This window comes from Microbacterium sp. CnD16-F, assembly GCF_024124465.1.
GTDB lineage: Bacteria > Actinomycetota > Actinomycetes > Actinomycetales > Microbacteriaceae > Microbacterium > Microbacterium gawkjiense.
The window spans coordinates 51626-69377 of record NZ_JAMXSA010000002.1; the positions used below are offsets into that span (position 1 = coordinate 51626).

General features: G+C 70.6%; 19 protein-coding genes. 8 read left to right on the forward strand and 11 right to left on the reverse strand.

The features are described from left to right. Positions 1-159 precede the first annotated feature (159 nt). The 4 genes from NH287_RS00910 (at position 160) to NH287_RS00925 (ending at position 4871) form a co-directional block, all read left to right on the forward strand. Entirely contained in the window at positions 160-1179 is a 1020-nt protein-coding gene (locus tag NH287_RS00910) for a tripartite tricarboxylate transporter substrate binding protein (RefSeq protein ID WP_253034096.1), read from the forward strand. Next, positions 1176-1733: a tripartite tricarboxylate transporter TctB family protein gene (locus NH287_RS00915; RefSeq protein ID WP_253034097.1), complete on the forward strand. Its 558-nt coding sequence runs from the start codon at positions 1176-1178 to the stop codon at positions 1731-1733. The genes NH287_RS00910 and NH287_RS00915 overlap by 4 nt, the downstream gene beginning before the upstream one ends. A 12-nt stretch (positions 1734-1745) precedes the next feature. Beyond that, positions 1746-3440 carry a tripartite tricarboxylate transporter permease gene (locus NH287_RS00920; RefSeq protein ID WP_253034098.1) on the forward strand — a complete coding sequence of 565 codons (1695 nt, stop codon included), beginning with the start codon at positions 1746-1748 and terminating at the stop codon, positions 3438-3440. 87 nt (positions 3441-3527) lie between these two features. Then, entirely contained in the window at positions 3528-4871 is a 1344-nt protein-coding gene (locus NH287_RS00925) for a hypothetical protein (protein ID WP_253034164.1), read from the forward strand. 398 nt (positions 4872-5269) lie between these two features. Here the strand turns inward: NH287_RS00925 and NH287_RS00930 are convergent, their stop codons facing one another. Beyond that, the gene (locus tag NH287_RS00930) at positions 5270-5806 is read right to left on the reverse strand and encodes a hypothetical protein (protein ID WP_253034099.1); all 537 of its coding nucleotides are present in this window, start codon (positions 5804-5806) and stop codon (positions 5270-5272) included. 11 nt (positions 5807-5817) lie between these two features. Continuing rightward, on the reverse strand, positions 5818-6501 hold the full coding sequence (locus NH287_RS00935; protein WP_253034100.1) for a hypothetical protein: 684 nt from the start codon (positions 6499-6501) through the stop codon (positions 5818-5820). A 148-nt stretch (positions 6502-6649) separates the two neighbouring features. Here NH287_RS00935 and NH287_RS00940 point away from each other — a divergent pair, with 148 nt between their 5' ends. The 4 genes from NH287_RS00940 to NH287_RS00955 all read left to right on the forward strand — a co-directional run bounded on the left by NH287_RS00940 (position 6650) and on the right by NH287_RS00955 (position 11991). After that, entirely contained in the window at positions 6650-7021 is a 372-nt protein-coding gene (locus NH287_RS00940) for a response regulator transcription factor (RefSeq protein ID WP_253034101.1), read from the forward strand. Positions 7022-7095: 74 nt separating this feature from the next. Then, on the forward strand, positions 7096-8823 hold the full coding sequence (locus NH287_RS00945) for an ABC transporter ATP-binding protein (RefSeq protein ID WP_253034102.1): 1728 nt from the start codon (positions 7096-7098) through the stop codon (positions 8821-8823). Next, positions 8820-10874, forward strand: coding sequence for an ABC transporter ATP-binding protein (locus NH287_RS00950; RefSeq protein ID WP_253034103.1), 2055 nt, complete (start codon positions 8820-8822; stop codon positions 10872-10874). The genes NH287_RS00945 and NH287_RS00950 overlap by 4 nt, the downstream gene beginning before the upstream one ends. Before the next feature lie 28 nt (positions 10875-10902). Continuing rightward, complete coding sequence (locus NH287_RS00955) at positions 10903-11991, forward strand: alkene reductase (RefSeq protein WP_253034104.1); 1089 nt, start codon at positions 10903-10905, stop codon at positions 11989-11991. Positions 11992-12007: 16 nt separating this feature from the next. Here the strand turns inward: NH287_RS00955 and NH287_RS00960 are convergent, their stop codons facing one another. The 9 genes from NH287_RS00960 to NH287_RS01000 form a co-directional block, all read right to left on the reverse strand. Continuing rightward, entirely contained in the window at positions 12008-12307 is a 300-nt protein-coding gene (locus NH287_RS00960; protein WP_064001600.1) for a Dabb family protein, read from the reverse strand. 25 nt (positions 12308-12332) lie between these two features. Continuing rightward, a complete protein-coding gene (locus NH287_RS00965; protein WP_253034105.1) occupies positions 12333-13349 on the reverse strand; it encodes a Gfo/Idh/MocA family protein in 1017 nt (338 codons plus the stop codon). Between the two features lie 25 nt (positions 13350-13374). Next, positions 13375-14358, reverse strand: coding sequence for an NAD(P)-dependent alcohol dehydrogenase (locus tag NH287_RS00970; RefSeq protein ID WP_253034106.1), 984 nt, complete (start codon positions 14356-14358; stop codon positions 13375-13377). Positions 14359-14361: 3 nt separating this feature from the next. Next, entirely contained in the window at positions 14362-14577 is a 216-nt protein-coding gene (locus NH287_RS00975; protein WP_184216259.1) for a helix-turn-helix transcriptional regulator, read from the reverse strand. After that, entirely contained in the window at positions 14577-15011 is a 435-nt protein-coding gene (locus NH287_RS00980) for a hypothetical protein (RefSeq protein WP_253034107.1), read from the reverse strand. The genes NH287_RS00975 and NH287_RS00980 overlap by 1 nt, the downstream gene beginning before the upstream one ends. Positions 15012-15083: 72 nt before the next feature. Further along, positions 15084-15869: an MOSC domain-containing protein gene (locus tag NH287_RS00985; RefSeq protein WP_253034108.1), complete on the reverse strand. Its 786-nt coding sequence runs from the start codon at positions 15867-15869 to the stop codon at positions 15084-15086. 19 nt (positions 15870-15888) lie between these two features. Continuing rightward, complete coding sequence (locus NH287_RS00990; RefSeq protein WP_253034109.1) at positions 15889-16176, reverse strand: hypothetical protein; 288 nt, start codon at positions 16174-16176, stop codon at positions 15889-15891. A gap of 11 nt (positions 16177-16187) precedes the next feature. Then, complete coding sequence (locus NH287_RS15320; RefSeq protein ID WP_253034110.1) at positions 16188-16835, reverse strand: VOC family protein; 648 nt, start codon at positions 16833-16835, stop codon at positions 16188-16190. A gap of 39 nt (positions 16836-16874) precedes the next feature. Then, on the reverse strand, positions 16875-17744 hold the full coding sequence (locus NH287_RS01000) for an aldo/keto reductase (protein ID WP_253034111.1): 870 nt from the start codon (positions 17742-17744) through the stop codon (positions 16875-16877). Between the last annotated feature and the right edge of the window lie 8 nt (positions 17745-17752).

Consider the following 17752-nt stretch of genomic DNA (forward strand, 5'->3'; position numbering starts at 1 on the left):
CCGGAGCGCCCCGTCGCGCCCACCCCGGACGGGACCAATACTTTCCGAACTCGCTCTTAGTTGCGCAAGCGCGACAGCCCTCGGCGCGGTGCCTAGCGTCTGTGCGAACGGACGTCGGGGCGAGGATGCCTCGACGGAACTCGAAGAGGAGTCCCCCCCATGCGCAAGTCCCTCGCGATCATCGCCCTCGCGGGCGTCGCCGCCCTCACCCTGTCCGGCTGCAACCCCCGCGGCGCTGCCGTCGGCGGCGGCGGCGCGGAGTCCGAGGAGGCGGCTGCCCAGGTCGACGACGTCAGCATCATCGTCCCCGCCGACCCCGGCGGCGGCTGGGACCAGACCGGCCGCGCCGTCTCGGCGGTGCTCACCGACGAGGACCTCGTCGGCACGGCCGCGGTCACCAACATCGGCGGCGCCGGCGGCACCGTCGGCCTCGCGAGCCTCGCGAACGAGAAGGACCCGTACACCCTCATGGTGACCGGCCTCGTGATGGTCGGCGCGGTCGAGACGAACGCCGCCGAGAACCGCATCGAGGACACCACGCCGATCGCGCGCCTCACCGAGGAGCCCCTCGTCGTCGTCGTTCCGGCCGACAGCGAGTACCAGACCCTGCAGGACCTGGTCGATGCGGTCGTCGCGGAGGGCCAGTCGGTCACGATCACCGGCGGCTCCGCCGGTGGCGCCGACCACATCCTCGCGGGCCTCCTGCTCGAGGAGGCCGGCCTCGACGGCGCCGGCATCACCGAGAAGCTCAACTACATCCCGAACGCAGGTGGCGGCGAGGCGGTCTCGCTGCTGCTCGGCAACAACGCGGCGGCGGGCATCTCGGGTGTCGGCGAGTTCGCCGAGTACGTCGAGTCCGGCGACCTGCGCGCCCTCGCCGTCTCGAGCGACGAGCCGGCCCAGCTGCTGCCCGACACCCCGACGATGATCGACGAGGGCTTCGACATCACGTACACGAACTGGCGCGGCCTGCTGGCCCCCGGCGGCATCAGCGACGCGGATGCCGAGGGCCTTGTGAACCTCGTCACCGAGATGCACGAGTCGGCCGCCTGGCAGGAGGCGCTCGAGACCAACGGCTGGACCGACGCCTTCCTCACCGGCGACGAGTTCTCGACCTTCGTCGACGAGAACGTCACCGACGTGACGAGCACCCTGAAGAACATCGGTCTCGTGTCATGAGCGAGAGCACTCTGGACCGGGGTGCGCAGGAGACTGCGCGCCCCGGCTGGGGGGCGGACCGCATCGGCAACCTGATCTTCGCCGGCGTGATCGTCGCCCTGGGCGTGTTCGCCCTGGTCGGCGCGTTCTCGATCCGCGTTCCCGCCGGCGGGGTGATCGGCCCGCAGGTTTTCCCGTTCCTCGTCTCGGCGATCCTCCTCGCCTCGGGTGCCTTCCTGGTCGTCGCCGCCGTGCGCGGCAAGGTCGCCGCCCCCGAGGACGGCGAGGACATCGACCCGAACGCGGCGACCGACTGGTGGACGATCCTCAAGCTCGTGGGACTCGTCGTCGGCGTCATCGTCCTGCTCGAGATCCTCGGCTGGTGGATGGTCGCCGCGCTCCTGTTCGGCGGAGCGGCCTGGACCCTCGGCGCCAAGCGCCCGTGGGTCGCCTTCCTCGCCGGGCTCGTGCTCGGCGTCGGCACCCAACTGCTGTTCGGCGAGGGCCTCGGCCTGTCGCTCCCCCGCGGCATGGCCTTCGACTGGTGGTACGGCCCCGGTCCCCTGTTCGGCTGATCGGAAGAGATCATGGACGCACTGAACTCCCTCATGGCGGGCTTCGCGACGGCGCTGCAGCCCGAATACCTCCTCTTCGCCTTCATCGGCGTGATCGTCGGCACGGCGGTCGGGGTGCTGCCCGGCATCGGCCCGGCGATGACCGTGGCGCTGCTGCTGCCGCTGACCTACTCCCTGTCGCCCACGGCGGCGATCATCACGTTCGCCGGCATCTACTACGGCGGCATGTACGGCGGGTCGACCACCAGCATCTTGCTGAACACCCCCGGCGAATCGGCGTCGGTCATCACCGCCATCGAGGGCAACAAGATGGCCAAGCTCGGTCGGGGCGCCGCCGCGCTCGCGACCGCGGCGATCGGCTCGTTCGTCGCCGGGACGATCGCGACGGCACTGCTGACGCTGTTCGCCCCGATCATCGCGCGCTTCGCGGTGAACCTCGCGCCGGCGGACTTCGTCGCGCTCATCGTCGTCGCCTTCATCACCGTTGGCGCGCTGCTCGGCTCGTCGCCGGCGCGCGGTCTCGCCTCGCTCGGCATCGGCCTGCTCATCGGGCTCATCGGCACCGAGGTGACCACGGGCCAGGCGCGCTACACCCTCGGTGTCCTGGCGCTGTCGGACGGCATCAGCGTCGTGCTCGTCGCGGTCGGCCTGTTCGCGATCGGCGAGGCGTTCTACGTCGCCGCCCGCCTGCGGCACGGACCGATCCCGGTGATCCCCGTCACCCGCGGCTGGCGCAACTGGATGACCCGCGAGGACTGGAAGCGCTCGTGGAAGCCGTGGCTGCGCGGCACGTTCATCGGCTTCCCCGTCGGGACGATCCCCGCCGGCGGCGCGGACGTCGCGACCTTCCTCTCGTACGCGAGCGAGAAGAGCCTGTCGAAGAACAAGAGCCAGTTCGGTCGCGGTGCGATCGAAGGCGTCGCCGGTCCGGAGGCCGCGAACAACGCCGCTGCGGCCGGTGTGCTCGTGCCGCTGCTGACGCTGGGACTGCCGACGACGGCGACCGCCGCGATCATCATCACGGCGTTCCAGTCATACGGCATCCAGCCCGGTCCGCAGCTGTTCCAGAACCAGGGCGACCTGGTGTGGGCGCTCATCGCGAGCCTCTACATCGGCAACGTGCTGCTCATCATCCTGAACCTGCCGCTGGCGGGCATCTGGGTGAAGCTGCTGCAGATCCCGCGGCCCTACCTCTACGCGGGCATCATCACGTTCGCCGTCCTCGGGGCGTACGCCGTCAGCTTCTCGACGCTCGACATCGCGATTCTGCTGGTCGTCGGGGCGCTCGGGTACTTCATGCGCCGGTTCGGTTTCCCGATCGCGCCGCTCATCGTCGGACTCATCCTGGGCCCCATGGGCGAGCAGCAGCTGCGCAAGGCGCTGCAGCTGAGCCAGGGCGACCTCGCCGACCTCGTGCTGCACCCGTTCGCCGCCGTCGCGTACTCGGTGCTGGCGGTCATGCTCGTCGCGGGTCTGTGGCTCAAGCGTCGGCAGAGCCGGTACGAGCGCGCGCTCGAGGCGTCGCTCGCCGCCGAAGAGGGGCACCCGCAGGCGGCCGTGGACCGGATGTGGGATGCCGGTGACCGCCCGACCGACGTCCGCACCGACACGATCCGGGCAGAGCTCGCCGCGGCCGCCGCGAAGCGCGAGGCGCGCGAGCGTCGGGGCCGCCGGGGCACCGGCGACTCGGGCGGCGGCGCCGGCTGAGTCGCCGCATCCGTCGACGCCCGTCCGATCCCTGTGGTCGGGCGGGCGTCGCCGCGTCGGTGCCACTACGGTGAGACCGTGCGAACCATGCTCGGCCTCACGTGGCGCCTCCTCGTGCGCCACTGGCCGGCGCTGCTCGCGTGGTACCTGGCCGGGACGCTCGGCCGGTACGTCGGCCTCGAGGTCGCCGGGTACGTCGGCGGGTACACCGCACTCGGCGGCATCCTGCTGCTGCCGTTGGCGATCCTCGCGAAGCTCATCAGCCTCGTCGCGATGTTCCTCGTGCTCCGCGACGGGATGGTGCGGCTCGGTGCGATCGCACCGCCGCCGACGGAGCCGCGCGCTCGACGGGTGGCGTTCCGCGACGCGATGCTCTCCTCGACTCTGCCCTTCATGGCGATCTATGCGGCCCTCGGCTTCCTGAAGGAGGACTTCGCCGTCTACGTCGACACGGCCATCCAGGCGAAGCTCGGGCGCGGCTTGACCGGAGTGGTCTCGGGCGTGGAGGTCGACACCTCGGGAACCGTGACGGCGCTCACCTGGGAGCCGTGGACGATCGCCGTCGTCGTGGCCGCGTTCGTCGGCCGCTGGGCCTGGGGACGGTGGAACGGACGTCTGCCCCGCTGGACGGGGCTCGCCGCGACATACCTCGAGGGCCTCTGGGTCTTCCTGACGGTCCTGTTTGTCAGCGACCTGTTCGGTCGTGTCACGTCCTGGGTGCAGTCCCGCCGCGCGATCGAATGGCTTGGCGACCTGCGCGAGACGGTCGGAACGTGGTTCGATCCGCTGGGATGGGCGTGGGATGGTGTGGCCCTCGTCGTCGGCGAGGCGGTGGGGCTGATCGCCGTGCCGCTGGCGTGGCTGACCGTCGCCGGTGTCGTCTACGGCCAGGCCGTCGCGCCGCAGGGCGTCCAGTGGCGCGGCGACCTCGTGCGCCGCGCCAGGGAACGCTACGGCAGCCTCCCCCAGCGCCTGCGCCGCCGGCTGGGCGACATCGGGGCGGGGGTCGGGGCGAGGTTCCAACCCATCTGGCGTGCGATCGTGCTGATGTGGCGCGGCGGCCCGATCCTCGTGGGCGGCTACGTCCTCGCCTACGTCGTGATCCAGCTCCTCGACCCGCTGCTGACGTTCGGGGTGACGCGAGCGGTCGGACCGCACGGCGTCGACGACTTCTGGCGCGGAGCCGGAGGGCTGCTCCTCGGCATCCCGGCCCTCGTCATCGAGCCGCTGCGGGTGTGTCTCATCGCCGGTGCGTACGACGCCACGGTCGGCGCACTGATCGGCGCACCCGTCGTCGCGTCAGGGCACGACGACGAGTCGAACGTAGCGCGGCAGCTCGTCGACGAGCGTGAACTCGACGCCGAGCTTTCCCGTGACGTCGTCGGGGACGATGAAGGGCACGTCGATCGTGAAAGGCCCGTCCGGGAATGAGTCGGCCTCCGGGTCGGCCGGACAGAACGTGTGGAGCCGCCAATCCCAGCGGAGGATCTGGTGGTCGGCCTCCCACAGGCGCCCCTGTCCCCCGAGTTCACGCAGCACCGGGATCGAGCACGCCGTCGACGCCCCGTGCCGGTCGACGGGCACGCTGACGGCGACCACCTTCGTGCCGGGCGGCAACTCGACGTCCGGGACGGTGATCTGCTCCGCCGTCGCGGGACCGAACGTGATCCCGTCGAAGTCGATCGTGGTGCCGGCGTCGGCCGTCACGGCGAACGTCGGCCGCCCCTGCACCTGCTTCCAGAACTCCCACCCGCCGGCGACTCCGACCGTCAGCGGGACGAGGACGACGACCGCGAGCAACGCGCGCCGGTTGCGGCGCCACCACGCGCTCACAGTCCGCCTCCCACGGTCGGGCGGAGCTCGCGCGCGTCCTCGCGCGGAAGCTCGGCGAGGTCGAGCGTCATCTCGATGACCGAATCCAGCCTCACGTCTCCCGCCTTGGACGCGAAGCGGATGGTCGCCTCCGACCCGGTGACCTCCTCCGGCAGTTCGAAGGCGAGGCTCCCCGTCGTGGCGATCCCCGCCCCGAGAGGCTCGCTCAGCAGGGACTCCGGGCGCTCGCTGGCCCGGTAGGTGCGACCGCCCACCTCGAGGGTCGCCGTTCCGAGGAGGGCGCGCTCCTCACTCGTCTTGGCGGACAGCGCGAGATCGACGACCAACCAGTCCCCCTCCGCGGTCCACCCCCGGCGATCCGAGGCGGTGGTTACGAGGACGACGTCGTCGACCGTGATGATCAGTTCCGATCCGACGGCTCGCTCCCCGAGCCGGGCCTCCGTCACGAACGAGGCTTCGGTGAACTCGGCGCCGGGCGTGACCTTGGTCACACCCCACGCGGCGACGAGCAGCGTGATCCCGATGACCCACACCGCCCACGGCCTCACTGCTCGGCCTCCGTCTGCTCGGCGTCGGCCCCGGCACCCACGTCGGTGACCGGGATCGCGATGCGCGCCGTCACGACCGGATCGGACCAGACGTCGCCCGAGAACACGACCTGACCCTGTTGCAGGGAGAAGTCGCGCAGGTCGAACTCGATCTGATCGCCGGCGGCGAGTTCGTCCTCGTCGATGATCCAGGTCACGACGAGCTCGGCCGGCAGGCCCGGCTGCAGCCACGGCTCCTTCGTGCCGTCATCGAACCGGGCCGCCGCCACGGGTACCGGATCCGCGAGCGAGGGCGCGCGGAGCATCCCCGTCAGGGACGCGTCGTTCTCCGCCGGCACCGCGCGATCCCACGTGTTCTCGGCGGTCACGACGACGGCGAGGACCCGCTCACCCTCCTCGGCGTTCGCAGACGCGCCCGCCTCGGGGAACGAGTCGATGAGCACCGCCCGCTCCACCGTGAACGCGAGCATGTCGTTGCGGTGCTCGTCGCCCGCCTGCAGGGCGGCGATGGGGGGTGCGGCGACGGCTTCGAGCCCGCCGAACGCGGCCGCCGCGCCGAGGAACACGGCGGTGACGATGCCGGGGAGCCACGCAGTGGGGACCCGGTCGGTGACCTCGCGCAGCCACCGGGCATTCCGCGGGGAACGGCTGTCCCGCGGGTCGTCTCCGGAGGCTGTCACGGCGTCATCCTAGCGACGCGGGCACCGGCATCCGTTCCTCTCATGCCGACAGCGCGAACTCCTCGGCCGGGGGCGTGGTCGAACACCGGCACACCCCCGCCCGCGGCCCGGGTTCGTCCACACCCCGGGATCGTGTCAGAGTACGGGGGTGGAGATTTCCGTGCTCGTGGTTGACGACGACGACGACATCGCTATGCTCCTCGTCTCCAGCCTCGACCGCGCCGGGATCGTGGCCGGCCGCGCCGGCAACGGCCGGGAGGCGGTCGAACGGGTCGTCGCCGACCATCCGCGCGTCGTCCTGATGGACTGGATGATGCCCGGCACCGACGGCATCCAGGCAGCGCGTGAGATCCGGGCAGCCGGCATCCCGCAGCCCCACATCATCATGCTCACCGCGCGCGTCCACAGTTCGGACCGCGAGGAAGCGCTCCGCGCCGGGGTGGACGAGGTGGTCGCCAAACCGTTCCGCCCGCGCGAGATCGTCGCGCACGTGAAGGAACTGCTCGCCGCGGTGGCCTGACGGCGCTACGCCGTCAGCGGACATCCCCCTATAGGGGGACGCGCATGTCGGCGGGCGGTGGCACTCTGAGACTCATGCTCGGAACCCTCCTGGTGCGCTACCTGCGCACCTACCGCTGGCTGGTGGTCGGGGTGCTGGTCTTCCAATTCGCCTCCGCCATGGCCGCGCTCTACCTCCCCCGCCTCAACGCCGACATCATCGACAACGGCGTCACCCGCGGCGACATCGGCTACATCTGGTCGCACGGTGTCCTCATGCTGACGATCGCCCTCGGGCAGATCGTCGCCTCGATCATCGCCACGTTCTTCGCCGCCCGCGCCGCGATGGCCGTCGGGCGCGACATCCGCCGCGACGTCTTCCAGCGCGTCAGCGGGTTCTCCGAGCGCGAGGTCACGCAGTTCGGCGCCGGTTCGCTCATCACCCGCAACACCAACGACGTCCAGCAGGTGCAGATGCTGGCGATGATGGGCGCGACGATGCTCGTCACCGCGCCGCTGCTGGCCATCGGCGGCATCATCATGGCGCTGCAGCAGGACGTCGGACTCAGCTGGCTGATCGGCGTGTCGGTGCCGACGCTGCTGGTCGTCGGCATCCTCATCATCAGTCGGATGGTGCCGCTGTTCCGCAGCTACCAGAAGAAGCTCGACGCGGTGAACCGCATCATGCGCGAGCAGCTCACCGGCGTCCGCGTCGTCCGCGCGTTCGTGCGCGAGCGTATCGAGGAGGAGCGCTTCCGGGGCGCGAACACCGACATCATGATCGTCGGCCGCAAGGTCGGGTCGCTTTTCGTCTTGATGTTCCCGCTCGCGATGCTCATCCTGAACGTCACCGTCGTCGGGGTCATCTGGTTCGGCGGCATCGAGGTGAACGAGGGGTCGGTGCAGATCGGCACACTGTTCGCCTTCATGCAGTACATCGGTCAGATCCTGATGGGTGTGCTGATGGCGACGTTCATCACGATCATGATCCCGCGCGCCGCGGTGTCGGCCGACCGCATCGGCGAGGTCCTCGCCGTCGAGGGCGGACTGGTGAAGCCCACCCAGCCCGTGTCGGTCTTCCCGACGCCCGGCACCGTCGAGTTCGACGACGTCACCTTCACCTACCCCGGAGCCGACGAGCCCGTGCTCTCGGGGGTGAGCTTCTCGGCCGCGCGCGGCGAGACGGTCGCGATCGTCGGATCCACCGGCGCCGGCAAGACGACGCTCGTGTCGCTCATCCCGCGGCTGTTCGACGTGACGAGCGGATCCGTCCGGGTCGCGGGCGTTGACGTGCGCGAGGCGGACCTCGACCGGCTGTGGCAGGGCATCGGCCTCGTCCCGCAGAAGGCGTTCCTGTTCACCGGCACCGTCGCCTCGAACCTGCGGTTCGGCCGCGAGGACGCCACCGACGACGAACTGTGGCACGCGCTCGAGATCGCGCAGGGTCGCGACTTCGTCGAGGAGATGGACGACCGCCTCGACGCGCGGATCGCGCAGGGCGGCACCAACGTGTCGGGAGGCCAGCGCCAACGCCTGTCGATCGCCCGCGCGATCGTGCACCAGCCCGACATCCTCGTCTTCGACGACTCGTTCTCGGCGCTCGACCTGTCGACCGACGCGGAACTGCGCCAGGCCCTCTGGCGAGAACTGCCGCAGGTGACCAAGATCGTCGTCGCGCAACGCGTCTCGACGATCACGGATGCCGACCGCATCGTCGTGCTCGACGGCGGCCGGATGGTCGGGGTCGGCACGCACGACGAGCTGCTGGCCACGAACGACACCTACCGCGAGATCGTCGAATCGCAGCTGGGGGTGGACGCATGAGCGCGCCCGAGAAGGAGATGACCGAGGAGGAGCGCCTCGAGACGGAACTCGCCGAACAGGCCCGTCTGAACAGCGGCGACTGGGACTCCGTCGCCCCCGGCAAGGCGTCGCAGTTCGGCCCGAGCTTCTTCCGCATGATCGGGCTGCTCTCGCCCTACAAGTGGTGGTTCGGTCTCGTCACGCTCGCCGGCGCCGTCGGTGTCGTGCTCGCCGTGATCGCGCCGAAGGTGCTGGGCGAGGCGACCAACATCGTCTTCGAGGGGTTCCTCTCGAACTTCCTCGGGCAGAATCCGGCGCTGGCGGGGCTCTCGCAGGACGAGGCCGTCGCGGCGCTGCGCTCGCAGGGTCAGGACGATTTCGCGAACATCGTGGGCGCGATGCAGAACTACGCCCCCGGTGCCGGGGTCGACTTCGACGCACTGAAGGTCGTCATCACCTGGGTGCTCGTGATCTACGTCGTCTCCGCGGTCCTCACCTGGATGCAGGGCTATGTCATCAACGTGATCATGGTCCGCACGATGTGGCGCCTGCGCGAGCAGGTCGAGGCCAAACTCAACCGTTTGCCGCTGTCGCACTTCGACCGGGTGCAGCGCGGTGAGCTGATCTCGCGCGTCACCAACGACATCGACAACATCACCCAGACGATGCAGCAGTCGCTCTCGGGCGCGCTGACCGCGATCCTCACGGTCGTGGGTGTGCTCGTCATGATGTTCTCGATCTCGTGGCAGCTCGCCATCGTCGCGCTCGTGGCGCTGCCGCTCATGGCGATCATCTTCGGCATCATCGGGCCGAAGTCGCAGAAGGCGTTCGGGGTGCAGTGGCGCAAGGTCGGCCGCCTCAACGCCCGCGTCGAGGAGTCGTTCTCCGGGCACTCGCTCGTGCGGGTCTTCGGTCGTGAGGCCGACGCGCAGGCGAAGTTCCAGGAGGAGAACGAGGAGCTCTTCCAGGCGGCGTTCAAGGCGCAGTTCTTGTCGGGCATGATCATGCCCGGCATGACGTTCATCGGCAGCCTGACCTACGTCGGGATCGCCGTGCTCGGCGGTCTGCAGGTCGCGAGCGGCCAGCTGCGTCTCGGCGACGTGCAGGCGTTCATCCAGTACTCGCAGCAGTTCACCCAGCCGCTGTCCGAGCTCGGCGGTATGGCGGCGGTCGTGCAGTCGGGCACCGCCTCGGCCGAGCGGGTGTTCGAGCTGCTCGACGCCGAGGAGCAGGAACCGGATGCCGCCGACGCCCCCGCCCGGGCCGACGGGCGCGGTGTCATCGAGTTCGAGAACGTGAAGTTCTCGTACACGCCCGAGCACCCGCTGATCACCGACCTGTCGTTCCGTGTCGAGCCCGGGCAGACGGTCGCGATCGTGGGCCCGACGGGTGCGGGCAAGACGACGCTCGTCAACCTGCTGATGCGGTTCTACGAACTGGACGGCGGACGCATCCTGCTCGACGGCCAGGACATCGCCGGGCTCTCCCGTGACGACGTGCGCTCGCGCACCGGTATGGTGCTGCAGGATCCGTGGCTGTTCGCCGGGTCGATCCGCGAGAACATCCGGTACGGCCGCGAGTCGGCGACGGATGACGAGATCGTGGATGCCGCCGTCGCGACGCGTGTCGACCGTTTCGTTCGCTCGCTCCCCGACGGCTACGACACGATGCTCGACGAGGACGCCTCCAACGTCTCCGCCGGCGAGAAGCAGCTGATCACGATCGCCCGGGCATTCGTGGCGCAGCCGGCCGTGCTGATCCTCGACGAGGCGACCTCGTCGGTCGACACACGGACCGAACTGCTGCTGCAGCACGCCATGGCGGCGCTGCGCGAAGGACGCACGTCGTTCGTGATCGCGCACCGGCTCTCGACGATCCGGGACGCCGACCTCATCCTGGTGATGGAGCACGGGGACATCGTCGAGAAGGGCACGCACGAGGAGCTCATCGCGGCGCAGGGCGCCTACTACCGGCTGTACCGCTCGCAGTTCGAGCAGGCGCACGACGACCTCGTCGGAGCGCCGGCAGACGTGGACGCGGCACCGGCCGAAGGGAAGGCCGCGACGGAATAACGCGCTGTGTGCGTCGTTCCCCCTCAGCATGAGCCTGTACGAATCCGCTGTTTTCGGTGATCTGGATCTGTCCAACCGCGTCGTCATGGCGCCGCTGACCCGCACGCGTGCGGGCGACGACGGCGTGCCGACGGACGACATGGTGGAGTACTACCGCCAGCGCGCGGGCATGGGACTCATCGTGACGGAGGGCACGTGGCCGGTGCGCGAGGGGATGTCCTACCTCGGCCAGCCCGGCATCGAGACGCCCGAGCAGGTCGAGGGCTGGCGTCGCGTCGCCGAGGCCGTGCACGCCGAGGGGGGCACGATCGTCATGCAACTCATGCACGGCGGCCGCGTGTCGCACCCCGAGATCTCGGGCGTCGACCGTGTCGTCGGCCCGAGCGCGATCGCCTCGCCCGGCGAGGGGCGCACCCGGGACGGCAAGGTCGCGCTGCCGGTCCCCCATGAGCTGAGCACGGCGGAGGTCGCCAGCGTCGTCGAGCAGTTCGTGCAGGCGGCGCGCAACGCGATCGCCGCGGGGCTCGACGGTGTCGAGGTCCACGGCGCGAACAGCTACCTCGTGCACCAGTTCCTCTCCCCTGAGTCGAACGTCCGCGACGACGTCTACGGCGGGTCCCCGGAGAACCGCGCACGTTTCGCCGTCGAGGTGACCCGCGCGGTCGCCGACGCGGTCGGTGCGGGGCGCACCGGCATCCGTCTCTCCCCGCAGCACCAGATCCCCGGGGTCCTCGAGACCGACGACGCCGACGCGCTCGCGACGTACACTGCGCTCGCGCAGGGCCTGGCTCCGCTCGGGCTCGCGTTCGTCGACCTGCTGCACGCCGACCCGAAGAGCTCGATCGTCCAGCGGATCCGGCACGAGGCGGCCGCACCGACGATCGTGAACTCCGGCTTCGGCACGGTCACGACGCGTGAGGAGGCCGAGGAGCTCGTGCTCGAGGGCTGGGCCGACGCCGTGGCGGTGGGCCGACCTGCGATCGCGAACCCCGACCTCGCCCTCCGGTGGGAGCATCGGGCCGAGCTCAACGAGCCGCGGCCGGAGTTCTTCTACACGGGTGGGGCCGTCGGCTACACCGACTACCCGTCACTCGCCGAGGTGCGCGCGGAGCGCTGACACGCCTGCGGCCCGGTCAGTCGCCCGCGACGAAGTCGTACTCCTGGAAGTCGCGCACCTCGTGCTGCCAGCGGCTCTCGACGAATGCGACGTGGTCGGGGTGCTCGTTGTACGCGTCGTAGGCGGCCTGGTCGTCGAAGAGCATCGTGAACTGCCAGCGCAGGTCGCTCTTGTCGCTGACCTGACGGTTGATGCGGAACTGCTGCACGCCGGGGATCGCCGACAGCGACCGTTGGGCGTCCGTCAGGAACGTCTTCTCCTCCGAGGAGCCCTCGGCGTGGTGCAGCGCGAACACGACGGTGTGCTGAATGGTCATGGTGACCAAGGCTAACCCCGACCGGTCAATCGGCGGCGATCTGTCGGCGCACCTCGTCGATCGTCGCGAGCACCGAGACGACCTCGTCGTGAGGGTGCAGCGGCGATTCGACGAGCCCTTCCCCGACGAACGAGGCGAAGGCCGTGGCCTGGTAACCGAGGCCGTCGTGGACGGTGGGGAGCGCGTCGTCGTGCCACACCTCCTCGTCGGCGCCGTGCAGCTGCAGCCGCAGACCGGTGGGGCCGTAGAACGGCGCGAGGACGTCGAGCCGCCCCCGTGAGCCGAACACCGTCGCCTCGACGGGGGTGACCGCGCCGAAGGTGGCCGTGAGTGCGGCCTGCGCCCCGGCATCCGTCTTGAGGGCGATCGTCGCACTGTCGTCGACACCGGTGGGAGCGAGGGTGCCGACCGAGCGGATCGTGCTCGGCGGCCCGATGATGGACGACGCGAACGCGACGATGTAGACGCCGAGGTCGAGCATGGCGCCGCCGCCGAGGGCGGGATCGAACATGCGGCTGGTGGGGTCGAACGGGACGAGCGAGCCGAAGTCGGCGCGGACGAGGTCGATCTCGCCGACGGTGCCGGCGGCGAGCACCTGCCGGATGACGTCAGCCTGCGGCAGGTAGCGCGTCCACATCGCCTCGGCGACGAGGACGCCGGCGGCGCGCCCCGCGGCCAGGATATCGGTCGCGTCGGCGGCCGTGAGGGCGATCGGCTTCTCGATGAGGACGTGCTTGCCGGCCGCGATGGCCGCCAGCGCCTGCTCCCGGTGGAGCGGATGCGGGGTGGCGACGTAGACCACGTCGACCTCGGGGTCGCCGGCCAGGTCCGCGACCGACCGGTGCACGCGGCCGATGCCGTGGGCGTCGGCGAACGCGCGGGTCTTGTCGGCATCCCGCGCGGTGACGGCGATCGCGCGCTGCCCCGTGTGCGCGTGGAGGGCGTGCACGAACCGGTCGGCGATGCCCGTGCCGATGATCCCCCACCGCAGGGCGGGGACGGCGGCGGGGTCGATCAGGCGGGGTGCGGGGAGGAGAGGCATCCCGCCATCCTGTCGGAACCCGGCGTCAGGCGTCGAGCAGTCCGTCGCGGACGACGACGACCTTGCCCACGGTGCGGCCCGCCTCGACGTAGGCGAGGGCGGCGCCGGCCTGCGAGAGCGGGAAGGTGCGCTCGAGGTGCGGGGTGAGACGACCGGATGCCGCGAGTTCGACCAGCTGCGCCGTCGTCTCGGTACGGGTGACGGCGGTGATCGGGCGGAACCGCCCGCGGGTGACGGCGGAGCGGAGGATGCGTCCGAAGGGTCCGAAGAAGGGATGCCCGTCGCCGCCGACCAGGGCAGCGGTGCCGCCGGGGGCGAGCAGGTCCCGGAGGACCGTGAGGGGCGGCTCGCCGGCGATGTCGACGACGGCGTCGAACCTGCCGCGGGGCAGGTCGCTGAGTTCGAGCGCGCGGTAGTCGAACGTCCGAGCGGCGCCGAGACGCTCGAGCACGGGTCGCGCGCGCTCTCCGCACGTCGCCCACACCTCGGCGCCGCGGTCGGCGGCGAGCTGCACGAGGAAGGTGCCGACGCCGCCGCCCGCTCCCGCGATGAGGACGCGCGCGCCGGAGCCGACGCGGCAGGCGTCGAGGGTCTGCACGGCGGTGTTGCCGGCGATGGGCAGGGTCGCAGCGATCGCGGGCGCGACCGTCTCGGGCAGGCGGGTGAGTCGCTTCGCCGGGACGACGACGCGGTCGGCGAGGGTCTCGCGCCCCGACCCCACGACGGCGTCGCCGACGGCGAACTCGGTGACGCCGTCGCCGACGGCGAGGACGGTGCCGGCGACGTCCATGCCGCGGCCGCGGATGCGCGGTCCGCGGAGGCCGAGCGCGACGCGGACGAGTCCCGGCTCACCGCGCATGAGGTGGATGTCGCCGGAGTTGAGGGCGACGGCATCCGTCTGCAGCAGGACCTCGCCGGCGCGCGGTGCGGGGACCGGGACGGTCTCGGGGCGGACGGCGTCGGCGGAACCGTAGCGGCGCTGGCGCCAGACGGTCATGGTGTCGGTCATGGGTCAGTCCTCCGGGTACTGGAAGGCCGCGTCGAAGGGGACGTCGAGGACGCGGACGATCTGGAAGGCCATCTCGAGCGAGGGCGAGTACTTGCCCTGTTCGATGGCGATGAGGGTCTGGCGGGTGACGCCGACGGCGCCGGCGAGGTCGGCCTGGGTGAGCCCGCGGTCGGTGCGCAGCTCGCGGATGGCGTTCGTGACGCGTGTGGGCTTGACCATCAGACGAGCCCGCGACGGTAGGCGACGACGCGGGCGATGCCGCCGACGACGGACGAGAGGGCGAAGCCCGCATACAGGGTGTTCGCGATCCAGAACGGGGCGGCGTCGATCGCGGAAAGGCCGATGCCGACGACGCCGCCGATGACGAGGAATGCGACACCGACGCGGTCGCCCATCTGCGTGATCGCACGGTCGCGCTCGTCGGCGGCGTTCTCGCCGCGGAGCGACCCACCCTCGGCGACGACACCCCAGATGATCGTGACGACGATCGAGACGACGATGCCGCCGATGATCGTCCAGAGCATGGGTCCGAGCCAGTCGACCTCCGGGAGGGGGGTGGATGCCGCCCGCCCCGCGACGACCGCGGCGTAGACCGCGATGGCGATGAGCGAGACGACGAGTCCGACCCACGCGGCGCGTTCCTCACGAGCCATGCTGCACCTCCGATGTCAGGAATGTTTGACATCAGGAGGATGACACGATGATCAGCGCGTGTCAAGAATTCTTTACTCGACGACCTCGTCCCCCACGCGCACGACTCCCCCGTCGCCGACCGGCAGGAGCAGGATGCCAAGGGTCGGCTGGTCCTGCCCGAACTCGGTCGTGAGCACCCGCAGCAGGCGCGCGTCGCGGACCCCGGTGTCAGGGTTCGCGGTGATCGCAGCGCACCGCCCGATCGGTCGCTGCACCGCAAAGGCGACGTCGCCGATGCGCACGCGACCCGACCACCCGAGCTCCGCCCACGCCTCGATCCCCGAGACGACGATGTTCGAGCGGAACCTGCGATGGTCGACGGATGCCGGGACCGCGGCATCCACCTCCGTCACCGAGCCTTCGCCGTGCAGCGAGACGTACCCGCGGGCGCGGTCCTGGAAACGCGACGTCACCCCGTCACCGATCAGCCGCAGCGGCAGGACACCGGGCCGGTCGAGGAGCCGGGCGTCGCTGGTCCCCCGGACGAACGCGGTGACGGCGTCTTCCAGCTCCCGGCGGCCCGCGTCGTCGAGATTCGCCTCGGCGAGCAGCGTGTCACCGTCGCTCAGGCGCACGCGACCGCCGTCGAACTGCATCCGCACCCGTGCGAGCGACGGGAAGTCCATGAGCGCGAGGCCGCGGCTCTTCGGCCAGGAGGCGAGACCGTCGGCATCCTCCGGCTCGGTCGCGTCGGCGAACCGGAACGCGAGCACGCGGTCTCCCGCGACGCGCCCGTCATCCTGCACGACGAGCTCGGAACGCGGCTCCGGCGTGAAGCCTTTGATCGGATAGCGGTACAGAGCGGAGACGACGGCCACCCTCCCACTCTGCCGCACGTCAAACCTGGCGATAGTGCCGCACCCGCTCGTCGCGGTCGATGAGGAACTCGTCGTCCTCGGGATAGAACACGGCTTTCTCAATGTCGTCGCCGGCGAACGCCGCGATCACTTCGAAGCTTTCCCAGCGCGAGACGGTGGTGATCTCGGTGCGCCCGTGGCCGAGGTCGCGCGTGAGCAGCCAGGCGTCGAGGTTGCCCGGTGTGCCGCGATAGGCGGTCATCCCCGTGCGTTCGACGTAGACGGCGTACCGTTCGCGGTCTTCGGAGCGGACGACGCCGGTCCACATGCGCACAATGCTCATTCGTACGTGTCCGTCCAGCTCGCGATGTCGACGCCGTGGTTGTCGGGTGAGGCGAGAGTCCACCAGGCCGGGGCGTTCGCGTCGTCGACGAGACGCCCACCGGCCGCGATCGCGGCATCCACCCTCGCCTGCGCCTGATCGGCGGGGACGAAGACATCGAGGTGCGTCCGCCCCCGGCCCGGGGCATCCCCGGTCAGCGGATTGAAGGCGAGGACCGGCCCCGATCGCAGCGGATCCGCCGCATCGGTGTCACCGACGGCGTCGTACCCGAGGGCGGCGAGGAAGAACGGGCGCACGTCGGCGCCGGAGTGCTCGGCGACGTAGACCCCGACGCTCTGGACCCGCGCAGGATCCGGCCGCAGCCCGAGGGATGCCGCGCCTTCCGACACCGCTCGGGCGAAGTCGGTCGCGGCAGCCGGGATGCCGTCCTCACCGCTCGACACGCGGACGACCACTGCCTCGGGCCGCAGGTCGACATCGGGACGCACCCCGTGTCGCTCGGCCGCGGCGACGACCACCGGAACGAGACGCGATCCCTCGATGAGCGACGGCGCGACGAAGACGGCGTGGGGCCCGAGCGCCGTGACGCGCCAGTCGGCGACGCCGGTCGCGCGATGGAACTGGGCGGGAGAGATACTCGTCACCCGCCCACCCTGACAGAGGCGGGCGGGTGACGCGAGGGGTCAGTTGCCGAGCTTCGACAGCTCCGCGAACTCCTCGTCGGTGAGCTCGATGACAGCGCCCTGCAGGTTGTCTTCGAGGTGCGCGACGCTCGAGGTGCCCGGGATCGGCAGCATCACCGGCGAGCGCTTGAGCAGCCAGGCCAGCGCGATCTGAGCGGGCGTGGCGTTCTTGCGCTCGGCGATGTCGATGAGCGGCGAGTCGGCGCCGGTGAGACCGCCGGTCGCGAGCGGGAACCACGGGATGAACCCGATGCCCTGCTCCTCCGACCAGTCGAGGAGGGCCTCGGCGTCGCGGTGCTGCAGGTTGTAGAGGTTCTGGACGGTGACGATCTCGGCGATCTCCTGCGCGGCCTTCACCTCGTCGACGGAGACCTCGGAGAGGCCGATGTGGCGGATCTTGCCCTCGTCCTGCAGCGCCTTCAGCTCACCGACCTGGTCCTCGAGCGGGACCTTCGGGTCGATGCGGTGCAGCTGGAACAGGTCGATGCGCTCGAGGCCGAGGCGGCGCAGGCTCATCTCGGCGCCCTGGCGCAGGAACTCGGGGCGGCCCAGCGGCGGCCAGACGTTGGGGCCGGTGCGCGTGAGCCCGGACTTGGTCGCGATGACGATGTCGTCGGCGTAGGGGTGCAGCGCCTCCTTGAGGAGCTCCTCGGCGACGTACGGGCCGTAGGACTCGGCGGTGTCGAAGAAGTTCACGCCGAGTTCGACGCTGCGCCGCAGTACGCGGATCGCTTCGTCGTGGTCCTTCGGCGGACCCCAGACACCGGGGCCGGTGAGCTGCATCGTGCCGTAGCCGAGGCGGTTCACCGCGAGCTCCCCGCCGATGCGGAACGTGCCGGACGACTGTGCAGGCTTCGTGGTGTTCGTCATGGGGAGAT